We start from the raw sequence: 22,115 nt of genomic DNA, 5'->3' as shown, positions 1-22,115 counted from the left end.
TCGTGATGAGAATACAGTATATATATATTATCGTGATGGGGATGTTGCTGGGAGCGTGTAGCGATTTCCTAGAAGAAAATTCTCAAGATTTGATGATTCCTAAGACTGTACAGAGCTACAAAGAGTTCTTGTATGGAGAAGGTTTAAATAATAAAATCGTTCTTTGTGAGTATTTGGATGTTATGACGGATGATGCCGAGGAGATAATAAACACGAAAAGACCTTACGAGACGAGTGTCGATTCTCGTAAATATTGGTCTTATTATACTTGGCAGGAGTACCCGGAGATTCAAATGGATAATTCTTTATCGGAGGATAGGGCTTGGGGCGAATTTTATCATAGAATACTGATCGCTAATATTATCCTAAATCATATGAGTGATATGGAGGGTACGTATGCAGAGAAAATGGATTTGGCGGGTGAGGCTTATTTCTTGCGGGCTTGGTCTTATTTTATGCTGGCTAATTTATACGGGAAGCCGTATATTAATAAAGAGCAGGCTGCAAAAGATTTTTGTGTTCCGATAAATCACGCCATTGATATAGAAGATAAATTATTGCCTCGTTCTTCTATAAAGGAGGTATATGATTTGATGGAAGCGGATATAAAGTCTTCAATAGCATCTTTTAAATCATCAAGGGTTGAAAAAACGATTTTTCGTCCTAATTTGGCGACTTCTTATTTGTTGGCTTCCCGGATAGCGCTTTTTCGGAAGGATTATGATAGGGCGATTGTTTATGCGGATTCCGTGTTGTTGTCTTCGGAAGCAAGTTTGTTTGATATGACGGAGCCATATAGTATTCCTCGTTTTTTGAATATTGGAAATAATGAAATTTTATTTTCTTACGGAGAGGTGCCGTCGAATATTTCAGCTGTTTTCCAATATTCTTCTTCGCAACGGGCATCTTTTATTCCTTCAACGGATTTGATGAAGTTGTATGCCGCGAATGATATACGGAAGACTTCTACGTTGTTTTTTGCTAATGCAGGAAAGAAGCCAATGAAATACTATGGTACCACGTCAGAAGGTTTATATCCCCATGCTTTTCGTTTGGCAGAAGTGTATTTGAACCGGGCAGAGGCTTACGCGGCAAAAGGTATGACGACAGATGCGCTTCGGGAAGTGAATGCACTTCGGGAGAAACGAATCCCCGAGAATCATGAAGTTACGGCGACAACGGCGGAAGATGCACTTGCTTTAGTGAAGGATGAACGACGGATGGAGTTCTGTTTCGAGGGGTTCCGGTGGTTTGATTTGCGGCGGTGGGATCGCCCTCAGTTAAAACATCGTTTCTCTTCTGCCGAGAACCCGAGTAATTATATCGAGTATGTGTTGCAACAAGATGATCCGGCGTATACTTTACCAATACCACAAAAAGAACGGGAGATGAATTTGCCAATAGAGAATATTAACCGTCCGCGGCGAGATAAGTAAATGAATTAAAAAACTGGAAGTTATGAAACAAGTAAGATTAATGATTATATGCGTGTTGCTCTTCGGTTTTAACGCGTGTTCAACGGAAGATGATATTCATGCTAAGGTGGAGGATGGGTGGTATAATTTGGAAGATGATCCTTCCGACCCGGTGCAGCATTATATCTATCAGTTTTATCGGGATTATCAAACGATTATTATAAAAGACCCGGAAGTAGAGGATTACCGGTATAATTTTAGGAAGAGGAATAATATTCGGATTGTAGCTCCCACGCAAGAGGCAGTTTTGCTAGAGAAGGGGTTGGATATGGTGAAAGATGTTTTTATCGATATTTATCCGGATGGTTTTAAAAAAGATTATTTCCCTTATTCTATTATTATGGCAGATTCGATTCTCTTTTTGGGTATGGAGGATCAGATTCCTTCTTACCATGGATTTGCAAGTACAAACTTTGTTGCTATTGCCGGAATACGTTCGGAGATGAGTGGTTACACGGATAGTGATGTTCGGAAAATACGGGGAGAGGTGAATGCTAAGTTTTGGAATGATTATTTGTCTGCTATCAAAAATGTTTTTGTTGTTCCGGATGATTTTTACGAGGTGAGTAAAAAATTCTACGGGCAGAGCGATTGGGACTGGGATGTGGTTTATACCCCGGATGATGTGGATTGGCATGAGATGGGATTTATCTCTTATGATCCGGGTAACACGAGTTTTGATGATGACCCGGTGTGGGGAGGATGGTGGATTCAAGCACCCAATAAAAGCATTGATATTTCGCAATGGTTGGAATTCGTGTTTGGTACGACAATGGAAGAGCGGGAAGCATTATTAGAGGAATACCCATTGATGAAAAAGAAATATGAAATTTTGCAAGGAGCAATGAAGAAGTGTAGTGGTTTTGATATTTCTAAGTTGAATTGAAATTGGGTTTGTTGTATTTTATCCGGAGGAGGAGGCATATTGCTTCCTCCTTTGTTGTTTGTAAAATGAAATGTCGGAACAAGGACTGTTTTTTCGGGAATAATTTAGGGAAAGGGATAGTACTGTCCGTGCATGGGAAAAGTGTGATGCGATGGAAGTTATTGATGTTTATCCGGCAGGAAACGGGGAACGGACAATGGGATATGTTGGGGCAATCGTTAGATTGATATTGGTACTGAACGTGGTCGTGTTGTTGATTGCCGCTCTTTTTCAAGCGTTGTTTTATCAAGGGGTGTTGAGTTTGTGGATTAATGTTTTCTATCTTTTGACATTGACATTACCCACGTTAGTATTTGTTTTGGGATTGTCCTTGTTCGTGATGCGAGTGGTGAAGATTCATTTTTTGGCGTTGCTTCTGCTGCTGGGGTATCTGTTGTTGACCTATTTCTTCTTGTCGGAGATCGGACACGGGGTGTTTGATCCTTGGGGACGTGTAATTCCAAACGTGTTTTCTGGATATGTGGGACACGTGGGCTTGGCGGAATATCTGCCGCACAGGATGGGATATTTGTTGATAGGTATTGGGTTGATTTGTTTATCGGTATGGAGTATGCCTCGTTTGCCTAATGCGAGGCGACCCGGTCGTGCTTGTGTATGGGAAGGAATATGCTCTTGTTTGATAGGATTGTTGTTGATGGCTGGATTCTCACGGATATTTACGGAGTCGGAAAGCACAAGAGAGAAGTATCGGGCATTATACGCTCGCCATGCAAAAGAACTTCATGCGACGGTTTCGGAGCATCATATCGATTATTTTGTTTTACCTGACGGATACCGTGCAACGAGTCGTTTGATGTTGAAAAACGGCACGGGGCAAGATTTGGAAACTTTGTTGTTTTTCTTGAATCCGGGTTTACGTGTGAAACGATTGGATGTGGAAGGGGAAGCCGTTGCTTCGGAACGGGATGGTCAGGTGCTAAAGGTGAAGTATCCCTTGGTAGCGGGAGATAGCGTACGATTATTTGTGGAGTACGAAGGTGAGATTGATGATCGGGTTTGTTATCTTGATATTCCATCCAGTGATTTTTATCAGACGAAAAGTTCGATGGGAAAAATACTTCGGACAGGGCGGCAATTGGCGTATTGTTCGCCGGAGTTCACGTTCCTTCATCCTGAATGTTTATGGTATCCTGTGACGGTGCCTCCTTTGAACCTGGAAATCGCTTTTGTTCGGGAAGTACATTTTACAGATTACAGGTTGAACGTGCACAATGCCGGGGGGCAAACCGTGATTTCGCAGGGAAAGGCTGTTCGGGAGGGAGATCGGATTTCACACACTCCGGCGCAACGTCACACGGGACTCTCGCTCGCGATTGGAAATTACTTGCGACGTTCAATGACGATTGATAGCGTGGAGTTCGAGATTTATTATTTCCCGGAGAGCGAGTATTTGATAAAGGAATACGATGATTGGGAGAAGGTAGAGGGCGACGAGGCAAAGGAGGTGCAACTGATTCGGACAAAGAGGTGGGTGGAAGAAGCACATATCCGTCGGAAATATCCTTTTGAGCGTTTAGCTTTCGTGGAAATACCCGTGTCTTTTACCGCACATTCCCGCTGGTGGGTAGCGGGTTCCAGTTATTCGCAGCCGGAAATGATTTTTATCCCGGAACGAGGGACTGAATCTCAGTTTCTTTCTATAACTCATCAGAAATTATATTATTCTTCTAACATCGTTCATATGGACAATCAAGTGATTGAGATGCGTCGGGAGCCTCATATCACGAGTTCTTTTTTCGGGGGATTGAGCGGGGGCTTGTTTGACGTATCCAAACAAGCCGGGGAGTTTTCGAATTATGTATCCTCTACGGTCTATCCTGCTATTAATGTTGTAATGGAATCTCTTATGCGGTTAAATAGTCGTTTTGATTATGAATTTAGCGATGATAGCCATTTGGAGATGGTGGAATATTTTGATAAGCATAGTCCGAAAAAATCATTGGAAGATTTTTACAGGCAAGCGAGAGGGCGTACTTGTGATTTCGAGGAGTTTCGATCAGGATTTGAGGAATTGTCCGGTGTCGATCTTGGACCGATATTTGACGAGTGGTACGATAGCCGGGGAATGTCCTCGTTGATACTAAAGGATATTCGGTACGAGAGAGCGGAGGATGATGTCTATGCTCCGCACTTGAAGGTGAGTTTTAAAGTATATAATCCTTCTTCCGTGGATGGTGTTATATCTTTGATCGGGCAAGATGGATTTTATTCGGATAAAGGGCTAAGCGTGAAAAGTTTTTTGATTCGTCCGGGTGAATGCAAGGAAATCAAAGAGATAGAGCCATTTGCAACCCAGCATTTGATCACAACGGGATTGTCATACAATGCACCTGCCGATTTTCATTTCAACCCGACTGATTATAGATTTAGGGAAAGTCCAGTTGCACGGGATCTTTCTATCGGCGTTACAGATATTGATCCGGGAGAGTTTTTTCCGAAAGAAGGAGAGTATATTGTGGATAACACGGATGAGGGTTTCCATTTGATTGATTCTGTCGGGGGGCGTCGAAAATTGGCTGATTTTTTCAAGAAAGATGAAATTGTGTTTAAAGGCATCTCGTTGCTAGAGGAGAATCGGTGGAGAGAGGTAATCATGGCAGAGCTTTATGGTGGAATTTTACGCAATGCTTTTGCCAAATTAGCAGGTAATGGGCGGCTTAAGGCGGAATGGAATCAAATATTATCAGAAGAAGGAGAGTACGAGGTATTCTTTTATCATATTCCGATAGATAATACCGGAATCACGGAGAACTACGGGAAAGGTGCAGAGTTGTACTACACGGTAAGTTACGGGGAAGAAAGTAAGGAAGTCGTGGTTGATCTGAGCGAGAGAATGGAAGGTTGGATTTCTCTCGGGAAATATTATTTCCCGGCGGGAATGAAAGCAACGGTTGTTTTGGATGACCGGGGTTGTACGTTTGAGACGGATCCCAAGTATGTAGAGAAGGGCTGGGAAATTCCTCCGAGAAAACAGATCATTGTTGCCGATGCCGTGAAGTGGGTGAAAAAATAACTTTTGATATGCCATCGTTCTCTATGATAAATGAGACTTTTTGTGCAACCTCTTTCGTGGAAGAAGATTATTTATTGGCGGGAGGGGGGTGACAAATGTTGTATTATTTGATCTGGGGAAAACGAGAAGTTTTATATCCGAGAATTTCTCGTTTGTTTTAGGGACTTTTTCACTCGTGTGCACTTCGATAAAAATACTCCGAGAAGTTCTGTCGTTGACGGAGGAGTAGGCGAAGAGAGGGGCAATGTCGCCTATTTGTCTGCTAATTGTCGCCTTTTAATTGCTTAACAGTGTAGGATCCCGGTTTATCGGGGAAATTAGGGGAACAAATGTCAGAAAATGTTCGATATTTAAAGTATTTAGAGGCATGTTGTACTTTTTTGGAAATTATTTATACCTTTGTCACACGAGCGATGGAGATTTCGCTCGGTAGAGTTTAGAACCTTTAAATGTACTAAAACCAAAGATCATCTCCACCGCTGGAAACGAAAGGGTGATCTTTTGGGGACGGAGTGCGTATATATAAAAATTTACGCACCCGTCTTAGTTCTACATCCTCTTTCGTTTCCAGCGGTGGGAGGTGTCGGCTAAGATTGGGTGCGTTTTTTTATGCTCAAAAATATTTAGTAATGATAGTTTTTTGATCTGATTGTCTGTGATGTACGAGTGGTGTTGTACAAGCAAGACAGCGACCGCCAAATGCAACTAAACCAATTCAAGACGGCGGCGGGGGGAAGATATGGACACTTCCCCCTCTTTTTTTGTACCGATCTGATTTTTGCTTTGATTTTACGCGTGAATCATTATCTTTGCAGATGGATAATCTCCTGATGTATGGATGATGTGGAGTATGACAATCTTGTCGAGGGTATAAGACATCGGAAAGAAGCGGCGCTTGCCACGCTTTTTGATTTGTATTACGGTAATTTGCGGGATTATCCTTTGGCGGATAATAAACACGGATTGGAACAACTCATTACTCGTTACCCGTTTATTGATGGTTCCCGGGTAGGCATATACGGGCATTCCGGGGGAGGGGCTATGTCGGTAGCCGCCATTTGTACTTATCCCGATTTCTACACGGCGGCAGTTGCTTCCTCGGGTAATCATGATAACACGATTTTTGATTATGGGTGGAGTGAGATTCATCACGGGATAAAAGAGAGCCGGAAGGGCGATAGCGTGAGTTTTGAATTTAACGTGCCGACGAATCTGGAACTGGTGAAGAATCTGAAAGGACACCTGATGTTGGTCACGGGAGATGCGGATGATACCGTGAATCCGGCGAACACGTTGCGCCTGGCGAGTGCCTTGATTAACGCTAAGAAAGATTTCGAGTTGGTCGTTTTGCCGGGGCAGAAGCACGGTTTTATGGGACCGGCGAAAGAATTCTATCATCGCAAGATGTGGTCGCATTTCGTGAGATATTTGTTAAAAGAGTGAATCATGCTCTTATCAGAATGGTATGGGAATTTTCTGTTTGTTTCACCCGGACGTAGCTGCGGTAGCTGCTGAACCCGGCGTGTAGGATGAGGTCTATCGTGTTGTCGTTTTTGTGAGTGGGGTTGATACGCAGGTGTTGCAGTTCTTCGAGCCGGAGTCGATTGATGTACCGGCTGAAATTCATCCTGTATTCTTGATTGATAAAAGCCGATAGATAGCTTCGGTTGGTGCCGAAGTCGAGGCACATATCCGTGATTTTCAGTTTCGGATCGAGATACGGTTTCTTCTCCCGGATGTATTTCTCAAATTTTTTGCGGTCTAGTTTTGCCGTTATGATCGGTTTTGATTCTTCCCCGGTCGAGGGTTCTATAATTACGTAATTCCCGGAGATGAGGTTGTAGGTGAGTAGCCCGTGTTGGATAAGTGCCGGTAATGTTCCCAAGATGATAAGCGGGGAGCCAAACACGATATTCCTGGGATAAAAAATGGTGGCAAGGGGGATGGGAATGATAATGATAATTAGGACAATGAGGGAATAGATCCATCTGACGGATGTCTTTTCTGTGTCGGCAGAGTAGTTGATTACTTCCCGGCGATACTCGTTAGCCCGGCGGAAGGCCAAGATGGAGTAGAGTATGTTGTATATGCAAAATACAAAGGTCGACGAGGAGAAGAATAGGGAAAATACGGGGTATTCCGGGTGGATGATTCCTCGGCTCGCCACGAGCCGGTATTTCATTTCAAAGGGGATCGTGACAGACCAGACCCCGATGAATAGCGTGATCGCGAGAGGAATGATGTAATGTATCCGCTTGAATCTCCGGCGTTGTTTCGTGTGTGTTATCGTGTAAACGAATTTGTATAGTAGAACCTGATCCAGCATGAGTATGAGGAAGAAAAACGGGTTGAAGTAGACGAATAATTTGTAATTGGAGATGTACAGCACGGCACCGTACCAGCAGAGGGCTCCGAAAATGAAAGTGTAGCCCAATAGCCCGGAAAGTCTTCCCTGACGCGTGTGGCGAGTTTGGTAATAGTGCATGAAGCATAACGCCGAGCATACCCATGCCGAGAACATAGGACCCGACAGGGCGGTTAATTGTAATATGTAATGAGAGTCCTTCATTCTTGTTGTGTTTGTTCGTTTTTCTGTGCCCGGAGGTAATGTTTCCCGTCCCTGAATCCCGCTTTGGAGGCTAACCGGTAAGGTTTTATTTTCAAGTTGGAAGGCAATTTTGCCAGTCGTTCCAGTTCGAGTAGCCTGCATCGGTTGATGTACCGGTTGAAATTGACCTTGTAAGTTTCATTGATAAAACGTGAGATGTAGGTACGGTTGATTCCTAACTCCTCGACAAGATCGGTGATCTTGAAATCCGGGTCGAGATACGGTTTGTACTTTTTGATATAGGTTTCGAACGTTTTTTGAGTCAGTATCTCCGGTATTTTGCTCGAGCGGGAGTGATATTGTTTGTTCTTCGCGTGAACGTGATTTCCCTCGCCTTTTCCTTGCATGATGGTGTAAAAGAGAGATTGCCTTTGAATGACGTAATACGTGAGAACGAGATGCTGGCATATGATGACGGTAACTGCGAATAGCATGACAGGGGAGTGAAGTGCTGTTTCCCGGGAAAAACAGCTCCCGATAAATGAACATAGAAGTGAGGATAACGTCAACCCGATGATGATCGTGATTGATGCATGGAGTTTTGAACGTGAATTTACCTGAAGATGCATCATTTTGTGGTATTTCCGTAACCTGATGAAGGTTAATGTGGCATAGACTATTCCAAAAAGTAAACGTGCGAGAGGTTTCGAGAGGAAGAATCGGGCGTAAGATTCATACCCGGGTGGGAGGGAGGCTCCTTTCCCCTTGACTATCGCTAATTGAACATCGAGAGGGATGAAAAATGACCAAATCAACAAGATACAACTCATGACCACGGGCAGGACGTAATGGCAGGAGGAAAACCGATCCTGTTCGTCGATCCGGGTCAGAATGTAAAAGAGATGGTAGAAGAGTACTTGAATGAGCAGAAAGGTCAGGTAACAAAAGGAGTTTATATAGATAAATATCTCGGAAAGATGAAGGTATGCAAATATGCAGAACCATGATATGGATGCCGACAGGAAATACCACGACATGACACGTTTGACGTGTATTTCGCCTTGGGATTGGCTATCGCGACACGACAAAATCATTAAAAATCCGCAAGTGATTGCGGAGAAAACGGGTATTAAAAAATAAATAAAACAAATATATTCGACCACTGTCATCATAACATTTCCAAAAATACTCAGAAAAATAGACGTGGTGGAAGATTTATTTTTCTAAAATGGCACGGGATAGTTCTTTTTTATCTTTTTGTTCTATTTTACATTTTTACCCTTGTCAAAAGGCTTGATTTACGATTTTGCCTGTTCTTGTTTTACGATTTGTCAAGCGAACAAAGATTTGTTTTATCTGAAATAGAAACACGTGAGCAATACGAACACTGGAAATATTCCGGTGCCGGGCTGAGCAAATAGTTCGAAATGGGGGGGAGTTGTATATTGCAAAAAGGTAGACTTGTTGCTGTGCTAGACGGAAGCTGAAATCGACCTTCGGTTTTTCGATGATATTGAATTTTGTATGGGAGATGCTCTTGTTTATTCCGCATCGAAGTTAATCCCCGCTTTTCGAGCTTGGGAATGTTGTTGGCGGTAGTTGATGGGATATAATTTCCCGTTTTTTATGAATTTGGCTCCGGTTTGCTTGAACCAAAACGAAATATTTTGTTCCACGCATACATCATGTAGTTCCATTATCCAATCGAAATCGCAGGGGCGGGCTTCGTTGCCTGACTCCCCGCCGGCAACAACTTGTTCGATCCACGAGTCAATATTGTATGGAGTCAGGTCGATTCGTTCCAAGATGGGTTCGCAGATGATGATTTTGTGTTTTATCGGGGCGGCTTGGTAGATTGGTAGGCGGTAATCCGCTCTATCCTGATTCTCGACCGTGCAACAGATCGTGACGTGATCGTACCCGTCGCCCCAGCCATCGGGGAGGAATATTTGCAAGCGGTCGATGCGTTTGGTTATGATCATGAAATTTAAATCATCCCGGGTACGTATCATGTCCCATGCCTCGGCACGCCATTCGTCGGCATCTTCGAGAAAGAAGTCGGACGTGAAGCACGTGTAAACTAATGTTTCCGGTGGGATTTTATACTCTCCGTTTCGCTTTTTTTGGACGGGCAGGTCAAAATTTTGAGTTTTGGAAACAATGCTGCTGTTGATACCTCGTTTGGAATCGCCCCGGTATACGTAACAATGCTTGCAGCCTGCGCTTAGTTTGTGGCAACCGTGCCACGGGTTCCACATTTTGGATTTCGATTCGATAGCGTTCTTGCTCATTTGTCACGGTTTTAGGTATCGTTTTACTGGTTACAAAAATATTTAAATCCGGTACGATCGTCAAAAATAAGTAGGATGATTTTCGTATGTACTTATTTTTTTGATTTATTATGAGTGGTTGATGCAAAGATTTTTGTTGTCAAAAATATATCTGTATTGGTGATATTTTGGTAAAATGTACAAAATTAAATTTATGCGTTTTATATCTTGAAACCTTCGTTTAAAGCGATTAAAAAAAAAGGAGGTAAAAAACGAATTGTTTGATAATTAAATATAATCATATATACATATGCACCAAATTATTACGCGAAAATTTTGTATTGTAATTTTACCCCATTATCTTTGTATCATTAAACGAACGATTAAAGCGATTTTGTTTAATAGCTTCATTTATTTGTGCAATAGATGTTTAGTATAGATATGAAGTGTTTTGAATTGATAGTGTATTGAGGAACAAGTGTTAGAGTGGTATAGTATGAAATGGCGTTTATTTATAAAGCAGACCGAGGCTTTGTTTATTATGTTTTGTAGTGAGATCTGCATAGGTGTATAATTACGATGAATCTTGGATATGGGAAAAATGAGTTTAAAGCTTTGTATGTTTTTGCTTTTGGGACTTTTTTTCAGCACGGGAGCAAAATGCCAAAAAATGGCAGTGAAGAGCAACTTGTTATATGATGCAACGGCAACAATTAACGCCGGCATAGAGTTTCGTTTGGCGCCGAGATGGACGTTTGATCTCTCGGGCAATTATAACGGGTGGACTATATCGGGCGATCACAAGTGGAAGCATTGGATGCTGCAGCCGGAGGCTCGTTATTGGTTTTGTGACCGTTTTGCAGGACATTTTTTAGGTGCACATGTGTTGGGCGGGAAGTATAATGTCGGTAACTTGAAGAATAATATTTCTTTCCTGGGAACGGATTTCTCCAAGTTGACGGATCGCCGTTACCAAGGGTGGTTTGTCGGAGCGGGAGTGGCTTACGGTCACTCGTGGGTGCTTTCCAAGCACTGGAATTTCGAGGCAGAGATCGGCGTGGGGTACATTTATACTCGTTACGACGTGTATCCTTGTGCCGAGTGCGGGACAAGGTTGGCAAAAGGGCGGTCGCATCATTACGTGGGACCGACGAAAGCGGCGTTGAATTTTGTTTATTTGTTTTAAAAAGATGGCTATGAGAAAGATATGGTGTTTAGGCTTGCTGATGTTGTTCATGGTAAACGTGAGCGGGCAGGAACTTGCCGACGGGCAGGTTGTGGTAAGGAATCTCGACGTGGTGCGTGGGGAGAATGCCTTGTTCGTTTCAATGGACGTGGACGTGTCCGCTTTGAATATTGCCACGAACCGGGAATTGCTTTTTGTCCCGGTATTGAAAGGCGAATCGGATAGCGTGCAGTTGCCCTTTATGATCGTGGCGGGACGGAACCGCTATTTCTATCACTTGCGCAACACGCCCGTGTCGGACGGGGATGTTTTGGAACGGGCGGGACAGGCGAAAGTGATTCGTTATCGTGCTTCGCTTCCTTTCGAGTCGTGGATGTCGAAGGCTACCTTGGCAATAGACGAGAGAGCTTGCGGTTGTCGGGGCGAGGGGGAGGACCGTCGGGTGCCGCTGTTGCGGATGGAGCCGAAAGTTTACACTCCGGTGTTCGTGTATCTGCCGCCGGAGGTGGAGATGGTGAAGACGCGTGAAGTGAAAGGTTCCGCTTATATCGATTTCCCGGTGAATCGCACGGAGATACACGAGGATTACCGGAAGAATCCGACAGAGTTGCGGAAGATACGACAGACGATCGACGTGGTGCGGGAGGATCCGGATGTGCGTATCACGGCATTGAGTATCAAAGGATATGCCTCTCCGGAGGGTACGTATGCCAATAACACTCGCCTGGCGAAGGGGAGAACGGCAACGTTGAAAACTTATGTGCGGGAGTTGTATCATTTCCCCGATAGCGTGATTCTTACCTCTTACGAGCCGGAAGATTGGGCGGGTTTGGAGGCTTACGTGGACAGTACTAATTTGAGGAATCGAGATGATATTCTGGGGCTTATCCGTGCCGATTTGGAACCGGATGCCAAGGAAAAGATGATAAAATCGACTTACCCGGAGGATTACCAGTTCCTGTTGAAGAACGTGTACCCGGGACTTCGGCACTCGGATTACGTGGTGAGATACGTGGTACGCACTTACACGGACGCGGAAGAGATCCGGCGGATCATGAAAACCCAGCCACAGAAATTGAGTTTACGTGAATTATATATAGCGGCGAAAGATTTGGAGCCGGGTAGCGACGAGTACAATGAGGCGTTCGAGATCGCGGTACGGATGTTCCCGGCGGACGAGATTGCCAACCTGAATGCTGCCAATGCCGCCATGGCGAAAGGCGACTTAAAAGGAGCTGCCCGTTACCTGGGCAAGGCGGGTGATCGCGTGGAAGCCGTTTATGCCCGGGGGGTTTACGCGGTTCTATCGAAAGATTACGATTCGGCAATGAGGTTTTTCGCCGAGGCTGCCCAAGGGGGGATCACCGAGGCGGAAGATGCTTTGCGTCAAGTGAAAGAAGTGAAAAATGACCAAATAGAATGACCAATTTAAATAAAAAAGAGATGAAAAGAATGTGGAATTATTTCGCGAGCATTCTCGTGATGGGGTTGCTCGCCGGGTGTAGCAATGACACTCTTACAGGCGACGATTCTGACGAGAATCTGAATGGCTCTAAAGATGCCGTTTACATGAATGTATCGGTACAGCTTCCTGCCGGGGGAGTGGGGGCTCGCAGTAAAACGGATACACCGGAAAATGGGGATTATGGAACCAGTACGAGTGGCACAGAGGTGGGGCAGGATAAAGAGAACACGGTGAGCGAGGTTTTGCTCGTGTTGGCAACGACGGGTGACGAGTTGATTGCCCACAGTATCACGGAAACGTCAGAAAACATGACGAACTTGTCTTCGACTTCTTTCAGCACGACGAAAAGGATTTCGAAGACATCAATCGCCGCTTATTACAGTAAAGAGGCTGGCAACACGGATGCGAATGGTAATTTGACAACAGGAAAGGATGAAATACACGTTTATGTGTTCTGTAATCCTACGACGGTTTTAAAAAATTTGATTGATGGTGCAGGTGTGGGAACTACTGCATGGAGAGATGGAATTGCTGGCAGAACGGAGTTTGATGCTGCTATTACTGATAAAAAGTTCTTGATGTCAAATGCTGTATTGGCAAAAAAGAAATTGCCTAAGGCATTAGCTGATTGGAACGATTACACGACAGAGAATAATGCGTTTAATTTGTCCGGTCCCAATAATTATGGTACCGATAAAGAGGTTGTCAATAACGGGGCAATTCGAGTAGAACGTTCTGTCGCTCGTTTTGATTTCAAGGACGGGAGCGGAAAGAACAATACATACGATGTAGTGATGAAAAATAATAAACCTCTCATGCAAATTCAGTTGCAAAAAATGGCATTGGTGAACATGAGCAGAAATTTCTACTACTTGCGCCGTGTATCCACGAATGGATTGAAGGACGGCTGGAATATTTGTGGTGTGGAAACTTCATCAAATTACGTGGTAGACACGGATGCCGCAGAGAAAAATGAGGGTATTACCAGTGGTTTTGTAACGTATTTTGATTATTGCTTAGGCCACGAGGAGGGTACGTCGTGGACAATTGACCAGACCGCTCGCGGGCAGTGGGATACGCATGATATTAGTACGGTGTTGGGTGAAAATGCCCCGAGTGACAATTATGGTTCAAAAGAGTATAAAATTTGGCGTTACGTGGCGGAAAATACAATTCCCGGGGAAACTTCTAATCAAAAACAAGGAATTACTACCGGGGTTGTTTTTAAAGGTCGGATGATTGCACCTGAGGATGCGGACGAGACAAGTTCCTTGGTGCAACTTCTGAAACGTACAGATCTCAAGGGAGATCCGATGCTGGACCCGATCCTTTATACCTATTTGACGAATATTTACGTGACTTGGAAAGAGGTACGTGCTGCTGCTTTGGATGAAAATGCCAGTCGTGAATTTTATGCTGCGGTATTCGGGAATCCGAGTAATGCAGATAAGATCTGTGTAGAGAAAGCGGCTGAGGGCGATGTGGAAGCTGTAAATGCCGTGTACAGTAATGACCCGAAGAGTCCTGATTACTTGTGGAGTCAATGGCAAGCAAGCGCTTCTAACACGACTTATTGGGAAAGTTTTAGAACGGCTGCTGTCGGTTCCAGATTTACCATTTACCAGTCTAGTAAAGAAGGTAGTGATCCTGTCGGGTATTATTGCTATTATTACTACTGGAACCGCCACAATGATAACAGGGATAATGGAAGCATGGGCCCGATGGAGTTCGGCGTGGTGCGTAACAACGTGTACAAACTTGCTGTCACGAAAATTGACCGTTTAGGCCATCCGCGCATTTCTGACAACGATCCGGACCCAATAGAGCCGGATGAGCCGGATGAAAAAAGCGATGTTTACCTGACGGTTTCCGTGGAGGTATTGCCTTGGACGGTCCGTATAAATAATATCGAATTTTAAGAATCAACATGCAAAGTAGAAAACGAAATATAGTTTCAAGAATCATCGGTGCGGCACTTTGTGCCGCGTCGATGAGCTTTGCCTTCTCCTCGTGCGAGAAAATATATGAAGATCTCGATCCATGCGCACACGGGGTGTCGCTTCGTTTTATCTACGACTACAACATGGAGTTTGCCAACGCTTTCCCCAAGAAGGTGGATTGCTTGACACTTTATATATATGACGAGGAAGGCAATTACGTGGATACCCGCGTGGTGACGGGACCGGAATTGCGGAACGAAAGTTACCGGATGACGTTGGAATTGGAGCAGGGAAATTATCGCTTCGTGGCTTACGGGGGAATGGCTTGCGAGGAAAGTTCTTTTTTCATGGTACGACCTCCGGCACCGGGAAGCAAGTATGGCGATGCCCGGGCAAGAATGGACGAGGATTGCCTGACGAACCCCGACCGGAAGGAATTGCATGGCATGTACTGGGGACAGCTCACGCTTGCCACGGCGGACTTGTATCAAGAGGGCGTGGTGGAGATGATGAAGAACACGAATAATATCCGGATCATGTTGCAACAGATGAACGGCGACCCGGTGGATGACAAGGATTTCGATTTTGAGATCACGGATGACAACACGTTGTTCGCTTGTGATAACGATCTGATCCCGAGCGGGGAGGTGACCTACACGCCTTGGGCGAGGGGGCAAGTGTCAGCGGGAATGATGGGGGACGACAAGGAGGTGGTCATGGCATACGCGGAGTTTTCAACCTCGCGGTTGATGCTGAAGAATAGCCCGAAGCTCGTGATTCGCCGGAAGGCGGATGCAGGGGAGGTGCTGAACATTCCGTTGAACAATTATTTGCTGGCGTTCAGGAGTGAATTTTACAAGGATATGGATAAGCAGGAGTTTTTGGACCGGCAGAGCGAGTGGTCGATGCTTTTTTTGCTTGACACGGATTACCGGTGGTTGAAAACGACGATAAAGATTAATGATTGGACGGTTAGAGTCAATGACATTCAAAAATGAAACAGGTTGCGTGTTATCTCATATTTGGATTGATGGCGTTCTTGTTGTCCGGGGGATGTAGCCGGGATACCGGGGAAAATGCCGAGGGAGAGGTTCTGGTGAACCTCAATATCAACGTGGCGTTGTCCGACGTGGCACGTCCCATAGCCCGCGGGGTAGTGGAGGATGCGAAACCCAAGAATGAGGACGAGATGATGCAAAAATTGCGGGTGATCGTGGTGCGGGAGAATGGCGTGGTCGAGATAAACGACTTTATAAATTTTTCTTCTTCTGCCGTGATGAGCGTTGTGTCTGGAAAATTTAAGGTGGTTAGCGGGGAATGGAAACAGATTTATCTTTTCGTGAACGAGGATAACAAGAGTATTCAGGTGGGTCAGGGAGATAGCAACGAGACGCTTGCCCTATCTGATTTCCTTGATGGTATAATGGTCGGGGAAACATTCCCCGCGGAGGTAATTTCCAATCTGACGGTCCGGGTGGAAACGCCTTCGGGACAATTGTCGGGAGCTTTGCCCATGAACGAACGCCACCAGGTGTACGTGTCTCGCCAGGAGAATAACGAGTGCCAGCTTTTCGTGACAAGAGCTGCCGTGAAATTCACGTTCCGGATAACGAACGAGACTTCTACCATGAGGGAATTGACGGGTTTGGTGATTAAAAATATGGCGGACAAGGAGTATTACTTGCCGCGAAACGCTAAATACGAAGAAGAGACGATTGGGGAGGAGGGGGACAATTATTCGGTTTTAGCGATAAAGAGTTACAATGTGCCGCCGTTTTCCGGGGTGTATGATTACAAGCATGAGGGGGTGGATGTTATATTGCCCGCCAATAATGGATTTAAGGAATTAGAACCTATTTATTTACTGGAGGGGAAACCCGACGGGGAGTATCTCGTGGGTATCACGGTGAATGGGGTTTCTTGGGAAAGAAAACTCGGAAACCTGCCTCACGGGCTTCCGAGGAACACGCATGTCGTGGTGAATATCACGATAAAGAATGATGATAAATTTGAATTAGAGTGGGTGGTTGATGTGGAGCCTTACCGGGAAAAAGAGCTTAAACCGGATTTTGGGTTATAACAGAGAATCGTTGAAAATATGAAACGGGATATACTATATAGTCTTTTGTATGTGCTGTTCATTTGCTTCGCCGCTTGCGAGGATGAACCGCTGGGAGGAGATGATGATTTTACTCCCGGGGCTACAAGTACGGTGTCCGCAACCGTGGAGTTCAAACCGCTGGTTCCCGCGTTGAACGGGGCGAGCAGAAGTGCCGGGGACGCGATAAAAGATATTCAGAGTTTGTGGGTGTTGTTATACACGGAGGGGGGAAACTTGGTCGAGAAATACGAGATTGAAAATTTCAAGCCGACGACATCCGTTGACAGGGATGGCCTTACATCCGGGGGGCCTTATGCCGAATCGGCAACTTCCCGTGCTTCTTTTACATTGACTGTTCCGCAGGGGAGGTATTATATTTACGCGGTTGCCAATTTGGACCTTGCTTCTTATGGAGAGGCCATTCAAACTGTGGAGGGATTGAAAGGAATCACTTTAACTTGGATCGCTGATGATGTGGCAAAGAATAGTCAAATGTTCGGTCACTTTATGGTAGATAATGATGGATTGGCAGATAAAAAGGCGCTTGTCGCGGAGGAAACGGTGTTGATCAACAAAAACACGACAAAATTGCACTCATGGGTGCGGCGTGCGGCATCGAAAGTGACGGTGGCGTACGATGCTTCCGGGTTGAAAGAAGGGGTTTTCGTTTACTTGAAATCGGTCCGGATTAAAGATATACCCAGTACTTGTTTCTTGGGGGACACGAATAAAATAAAGGACGTGGCGAATCTTATTGATGGAGAAATTATACGTTATTACGAGGGAGAGGATGTGCCGGCATTTAATGAATATTATCCCGTGCGCTTATCGACCGGTAAGCCCGAGTATGGCGAACACAGAGATACGTCCAACGCTTTGTTCTTTTTTGAAAATATGCAAGGAAAAGGAAAAGATAAACGGCAAGATACCGATGGGAATGGATTGGACCGCCCCGGATTTCCCGGTGATGATACTTATAGTCCTAAAGATGACATGCCTTTCGGCACGTATATCGAAGTGGACGCTTATTACGTGTCCATTAATCCCCAAAAGGTGGGTAGCGGTCCTATAAAATACCGATTCATGCTCGGCAAGGATGTCACGACCGATTATAATGCCGAACGAAATTATCACTATAAACTCACGCTGGTGTTGAAAAACTTTGCCAATGATGCGGATTGGCACATCGAGTATAAAGAGGAAAAACCGGGAATAGAGGTTCCGCCGGTTTATTACATTTCTTATCTTTATAACCGCTCTTTGGATTTTCCTATAAAAATAAATACCGGAGGGGGGCAACTTGAATCTTTGGATGCGAGAATTATATTCAATAATTGGGCGCCGGAGGGGGCCTCTACGCTTGACTATGCCAAGCAATATGATTACGCGGTGACACCTACTGACGCAAACAATGCCCCTTGGCATGGTTTCCTTTCGCTTCGCAAGACTACGGCTAAAATATTGTCAAATGGTAATGAAAAAGGGGAAGGTATAATAACAATTACGAGTAATAAGGCGTACTATGAAGAAACAGAAAGGGGAACAAGGAATTACTCGACAACAGATGGGACGCATTCGGAGAAGGATGGAGATTACACCATAGTCACGGATAAAGTAAATAAAACCGTAAACATAACGATTCCCTTGTACACTCGGGCGAAGCAGATGATTGTCAGTTCTGCCTATACCGGTAACAATCCTTATGTCGCCTATCAGCGTCAGGCACAGGTAGAATTTACTGCGAAAATAAAATTTGATGACGGGGGAGAGAAAACATTAAAAGACACGGCAAAAATTTTCCAGGTGCGACGTGTCGTTAATCCCAAGGGCATTTACCGAAGTGCAGGGAACACGAGTTCTTTTCATGTAAAATTGATGAGATTGCCGAAGGAAGAGGCAGTCAATTTTGAAGCCTTCCCTTCCGAAGGGCGTTGGCGGGCTTATATCCCCTCGGAGGTGGATGGAGTCCCTTTTCGGGGGGATGATTTCATTACGCTTGAAAATGCAGAAGGGAAGACGGGAAGTTTTATCGAATTTGACGTGAAATTCAAAGGCAAGATACCAGAGGGGGAGGTGCGTCAAACGGTTATTCGTGTAGATTATCATGATTACACTTGCCAGCACTTGATTTTCGTGACGCAGGGAGATGGTCCGGTGCAACTCGTGGACGGAGGTGCGAAATGGCATAACCGTAATTTGCTTGCCGCGGGTAAAGAAGTTGATACTCCGCTTGACGAGGGGTCGTTGTTTCGTTATGGCAATTTGGAGCAACCGATAGCAGCTTCCAGCCAAGTACATCGCAAAGTTCCATGGAATAATGTCAAACCGGGGGATTTCGTGGCTCCCGGGACTTTGAATATTGTAGGTGCGGCACCTCTCGCGTGGGATGGCATAGCCTCTCAAAATACGGAAAATCCTTCGTGGAAAGTAAATCTTGGTGCTAACGTAAGAATTGCGAATTACAATGATTATAATCTTCTTTTTACCACTTCTAGTGTTGAACAAGGTTTTGGTGTGCTTTATGGAGATAGCACCAATGATAATTCGACACATACAAGTATTCAGGACGTTTATGAATACCGCTCGGGGAAAGGCGGTTCCGGCGTTGAAAGCGGTTATGGGATGAGAGGATGTTTCGTGTATAACAAGACGAATGGTAAGCACGTATTCTTCCCTATAGGAGCGTCCGGATACGGGCGTCGAAGATTTGCAGAAAATGGTATGCTTCGGTATGCCAATAGAACTGCGGCATATCCCGATGGTGCGGATTTATTGGCACTCCGTCCTCTATTTTATGATTTGTATCGTCGGCAGGGAGCGATTTATTGGCTTGAAAAACAGTATGGTAAAACTTCTAGTGAGAATATTTGTGGTTGGGATATAAATTATTATACATTTGATTTCCATGAAATAAGTTCAGGTAATAATTTAAGTTCTGGTGGCAGTGACGCTTGTTTTATCCGTTGCGTGGAAGATAATTAAATAATTATGCGGGGAAGTGTATCAAAACACGCCTTTTAATTCCTAATTTCTATAAAGTCAAGCAATGTACAAATTGGTGATTATCAGTGTAATTGTGCGTAATTTTGTGATGTATGTGACTTTATGGACAGACTTTGGGGTGTGTTTATGGCAAAATGAAAGCTCATGGGTGTAAATTCCCAATTGAGTGTTTTGTAACTTACAAAACGCTCAGTTAACTAAAGGTGCCTTTCAAAGGTATGTTTATTTGTTTGTTGTGTTGTGCGTGAATTTTATTAATTTTGCGATGTTTTTTCAATTTTGTATATGAGGATTGTTACCGAATAAACACTTTAATTGTTTTGAAAATGAAAAAGAATTTATTGTTTGTATGCATGTTGGTGTTGTGCATTTCAACTTTTGCACAATCTAGCCAAGAAAAAAACTTACCTGGTTACAAAACATCTTTTGAAACCAATAATTTTTGGGATAATTGGTTTGTTTCTTTGAATTTTGGTGCCCAGGCTCTTTACGCGGAAGGTTCTACTGATGCTAAATTCGGGGATAGATTGACTTTTATGCCGGCATTGTCTGTCGGTAAATGGTTCGCACCGTGGTGGGGAGTGAGAGTACAAGGTCAGGGAGGTGCGTTACACGGATTCCAGAATAACGGGAATACCATGTTGCATAAACATTATGGAGCTGTTCATGGAGATTTCATGTTCGGGTTGCTGAATTTTTTCGGACGTTATAACGAGAAACGTTGTTTTGATTTGGTTCCTTTCGCCGGGATCGGGGGAGCGTTTATTGGCAGTGACCAATCTTTCACGATTAATGCCGGTGTTCAGGCTCGTTTCCGTTTGTGTGAACGCTTTGACTTGAATTTGGAATATTCAGGAATGATTTTGGATGACGATCTTGTGACTCGCGGTGGTTTTCCCAATGACGGTATCATGGGGTTGAGCGTGGGTGTTACCTATAGATTCAAAAACCGTTCTTTCAAGAAAGCTGTTAGCCACAAGCAATATGCAGAGCTTCAAACTTTGACAAAAGCACAAGAAGCCCAGATCCAAGAGTTGTTGAGAAGAGCTCCGGATACTGTTGTGAAAATTGTAAAACAAGAAGTTCCGACGACTAAGACCGATGTCGAATACAAGGCTCTGCCGACTACTATAAATTTCGCATTCAATAGCTATAAGATTGATGCAACCCAAGAAGTGGGTATTTATAATTTAGCACAATTCCTGAAAGAGAATCCTGATGTGCGTATTCGTTTAACCGGTTACGCTGATAAACGCGGAACGCAGAAAGCAAATATGATTATCTCTGAAAAACGAGTAAATGCCGTTGCGGATATGTTTATCAACAAATATGGAATAAGCAAGCAGCGCGTTGTTAAGGATCATAAAGGTGTTAGTTCCCGTTATGACAAAGATGAATGGAATCGTTGCGTTCTTGTTGAGATTATCAAATAAGATACTATGTGATTTTAAAGAGGGACCCCTGTCGGATTCGACGGGGTCTTTTTTTTAACTGGTGGAGGTTTGTGCACGTATACAAGAGAAGGTTTTTGAACTTACAAGGAATATTATTATTTTTGTTCATCACTAAAAAGGGGATACGTGATACATGATGATGCAGACATATTGAGAATGCTAAAGTCCGGGGAACGGGACGGTATGAAGTTTTTACTGCGACGTTATTACCGTTCTTTAGTTCTTTTTGTTGACGGATTTATGCATAATTTGTCTGAATCCGAGGATATCGTGCAGGAGCAGTTTATCAAGCTTTGGGAAAATCGTCTGTTTGATGGGATACACGCGAAAGCTTTGTCAACCTATTTGTTCACGATAAGCCGAAATGCTTGTTTTAATATACTAGAACACCGTGGCATTCAGACGGAAAGAATATCTCCTTCCCATTTAGATATCGCTTTTCATGAAGCCGAGAGATTGGACGAGAGAACAGTTCAACTGGTACGCGAGGCATTGAATAAATTACCCCAGCGTATGAGAGAAATCGTTTATAGCGTGGTTTGTGAAAATTATTCTTACGCGGAAACTGCAGAGCGATTTGGAATTTCAATTAATACAGTCAAAACTTCACTAAGGAAGGGAATGAAACAGTTACGCGACGATTTGGGAGATCGAAAAGATCTTCTCGTGTTCCTTTTTTTACTTGGAAATTTTTCGTTTGATTAAAAAAAGTCG

The 22,115-nt window shown here is 44.1% G+C and carries 14 protein-coding genes and 1 pseudogene; 12 read left to right on the top strand and 3 right to left on the bottom strand.

Annotation, left to right across the window (positions count from 1 at the left end):
* Nucleotides 1–5: 5 nt before the first annotated feature.
* The 4 genes and pseudogenes from BN8899_RS05625 to BN8899_RS05610 form a co-directional block, all read left to right on the top strand.
* Nucleotides 6–1,436, top strand: a complete 1,431-nt coding sequence (locus BN8899_RS05625; protein WP_065218651.1) for a RagB/SusD family nutrient uptake outer membrane protein — start codon at nt 6–8, stop codon at nt 1,434–1,436.
* 22 nt (nt 1,437–1,458) lie between these two features.
* The gene (locus BN8899_RS05620; RefSeq protein WP_065218650.1) at nt 1,459–2,361 is read left to right on the top strand and encodes a hypothetical protein; all 903 of its coding nucleotides are present in this window, start codon (nt 1,459–1,461) and stop codon (nt 2,359–2,361) included.
* Nucleotides 2,362–2,512: 151 nt separating this feature from the next.
* Complete coding sequence (locus tag BN8899_RS05615; RefSeq protein ID WP_065218649.1) at nt 2,513–5,434, top strand: golvesin C-terminal-like domain-containing protein; 2,922 nt, start codon at nt 2,513–2,515, stop codon at nt 5,432–5,434.
* Between the two features lie 918 nt (nt 5,435–6,352).
* Nucleotides 6,353–6,877: pseudogene (locus tag BN8899_RS05610) on the top strand (alpha/beta hydrolase family protein); the annotation flags it as partial.
* Between the two features lies 1 nt (nt 6,878).
* Here BN8899_RS05610 and BN8899_RS05605 read toward each other — a convergent pair.
* The 3 genes from BN8899_RS05605 to BN8899_RS05595 form a co-directional block, all read right to left on the bottom strand.
* Entirely contained in the window at nt 6,879–8,003 is a 1,125-nt protein-coding gene (locus BN8899_RS05605) for a helix-turn-helix transcriptional regulator (RefSeq protein ID WP_082986914.1), read from the bottom strand.
* Nucleotides 8,000–9,154 (bottom strand): hypothetical protein, encoded by a 1,155-nt coding sequence (locus tag BN8899_RS20700; RefSeq protein WP_222860553.1) that lies wholly within the window; start codon nt 9,152–9,154, stop codon nt 8,000–8,002. Before BN8899_RS20700 ends, BN8899_RS05605 begins: the two co-directional genes overlap by 4 nt.
* Nucleotides 9,155–9,523: 369 nt before the next feature.
* A complete protein-coding gene (locus BN8899_RS05595; RefSeq protein ID WP_065218646.1) occupies nt 9,524–10,273 on the bottom strand; it encodes a DUF5131 family protein in 750 nt (249 codons plus the stop codon).
* Between the two features lie 571 nt (nt 10,274–10,844).
* Between BN8899_RS05595 and BN8899_RS05590 the strand changes: the two genes are divergently transcribed.
* From BN8899_RS05590 to BN8899_RS05555, 8 genes are all read left to right on the top strand, one after another.
* Nucleotides 10,845–11,438 (top strand): DUF3575 domain-containing protein, encoded by a 594-nt coding sequence (locus BN8899_RS05590; protein WP_148375286.1) that lies wholly within the window; start codon nt 10,845–10,847, stop codon nt 11,436–11,438.
* Nucleotides 11,439–11,448: 10 nt separating this feature from the next.
* Nucleotides 11,449–12,861, top strand: coding sequence for a DUF3868 domain-containing protein (locus BN8899_RS05585; protein ID WP_065218747.1), 1,413 nt, complete (start codon nt 11,449–11,451; stop codon nt 12,859–12,861).
* Nucleotides 12,862–12,881: 20 nt separating this feature from the next.
* Nucleotides 12,882–14,822 carry an Mfa1 family fimbria major subunit gene (locus BN8899_RS05580; protein WP_065218746.1) on the top strand — a complete coding sequence of 647 codons (1,941 nt, stop codon included), beginning with the start codon at nt 12,882–12,884 and terminating at the stop codon, nt 14,820–14,822.
* Nucleotides 14,823–14,830: 8 nt separating this feature from the next.
* On the top strand, nt 14,831–15,841 hold the full coding sequence (locus tag BN8899_RS05575) for a FimB/Mfa2 family fimbrial subunit (RefSeq protein WP_065218644.1): 1,011 nt from the start codon (nt 14,831–14,833) through the stop codon (nt 15,839–15,841).
* Nucleotides 15,838–16,923, top strand: coding sequence for a hypothetical protein (locus tag BN8899_RS05570; protein ID WP_065218643.1), 1,086 nt, complete (start codon nt 15,838–15,840; stop codon nt 16,921–16,923). Before BN8899_RS05575 ends, BN8899_RS05570 begins: the two co-directional genes overlap by 4 nt.
* An 18-nt stretch (nt 16,924–16,941) precedes the next feature.
* A complete protein-coding gene (locus BN8899_RS05565; protein WP_065218642.1) occupies nt 16,942–19,926 on the top strand; it encodes a DUF4906 domain-containing protein in 2,985 nt (994 codons plus the stop codon).
* Nucleotides 19,927–20,273: 347 nt separating this feature from the next.
* Nucleotides 20,274–21,380: an OmpA family protein gene (locus BN8899_RS05560; protein ID WP_026207836.1), complete on the top strand. Its 1,107-nt coding sequence runs from the start codon at nt 20,274–20,276 to the stop codon at nt 21,378–21,380.
* 147 nt (nt 21,381–21,527) lie between these two features.
* On the top strand, nt 21,528–22,106 hold the full coding sequence (locus BN8899_RS05555) for an RNA polymerase sigma factor (RefSeq protein WP_018339326.1): 579 nt from the start codon (nt 21,528–21,530) through the stop codon (nt 22,104–22,106).
* The last annotated feature ends 9 nt before the right edge of the window (nt 22,107–22,115 follow it).

Source organism: Butyricimonas sp. Marseille-P2440 (assembly GCF_900091675.1).
Classification (GTDB): domain Bacteria; phylum Bacteroidota; class Bacteroidia; order Bacteroidales; family Marinifilaceae; genus Butyricimonas; species Butyricimonas synergistica.
This window is presented reverse-complemented; position numbering and strand designations above follow the sequence as displayed.

Excerpts from the sequence above, each read along its gene's own strand:
- BN8899_RS05570 (WP_065218643.1), top strand. The coding sequence starts at position 15,838 with ATGAAACAGGTTGCGTGTTATCTCATATTTGGATTGATGGCGTTCTTG.
- BN8899_RS05620 (WP_065218650.1), top strand. The coding sequence starts at position 1,459 with ATGAAACAAGTAAGATTAATGATTATATGCGTGTTGCTCTTCGGTTTT.
- BN8899_RS20700 (WP_222860553.1), bottom strand. The coding sequence starts at position 9,154 with ATGATGACAGTGGTCGAATATATTTGTTTTATTTATTTTTTAATACCC.
- BN8899_RS05625 (WP_065218651.1), top strand. The coding sequence starts at position 6 with ATGAGAATACAGTATATATATATTATCGTGATGGGGATGTTGCTGGGA.
- BN8899_RS05615 (WP_065218649.1), top strand. The coding sequence starts at position 2,513 with ATGGAAGTTATTGATGTTTATCCGGCAGGAAACGGGGAACGGACAATG.
- BN8899_RS05575 (WP_065218644.1), top strand. The coding sequence starts at position 14,831 with ATGCAAAGTAGAAAACGAAATATAGTTTCAAGAATCATCGGTGCGGCA.
- BN8899_RS05595 (WP_065218646.1), bottom strand. The coding sequence starts at position 10,273 with ATGAGCAAGAACGCTATCGAATCGAAATCCAAAATGTGGAACCCGTGG.
- BN8899_RS05580 (WP_065218746.1), top strand. The coding sequence starts at position 12,882 with ATGAAAAGAATGTGGAATTATTTCGCGAGCATTCTCGTGATGGGGTTG.
- BN8899_RS05590 (WP_148375286.1), top strand. The coding sequence starts at position 10,845 with ATGGGAAAAATGAGTTTAAAGCTTTGTATGTTTTTGCTTTTGGGACTT.
- BN8899_RS05605 (WP_082986914.1), bottom strand. The coding sequence starts at position 8,003 with ATGAAGGACTCTCATTACATATTACAATTAACCGCCCTGTCGGGTCCT.
- BN8899_RS05560 (WP_026207836.1), top strand. The coding sequence starts at position 20,274 with ATGAAAAAGAATTTATTGTTTGTATGCATGTTGGTGTTGTGCATTTCA.
- BN8899_RS05565 (WP_065218642.1), top strand. The coding sequence starts at position 16,942 with ATGAAACGGGATATACTATATAGTCTTTTGTATGTGCTGTTCATTTGC.
- BN8899_RS05585 (WP_065218747.1), top strand. The coding sequence starts at position 11,449 with ATGAGAAAGATATGGTGTTTAGGCTTGCTGATGTTGTTCATGGTAAAC.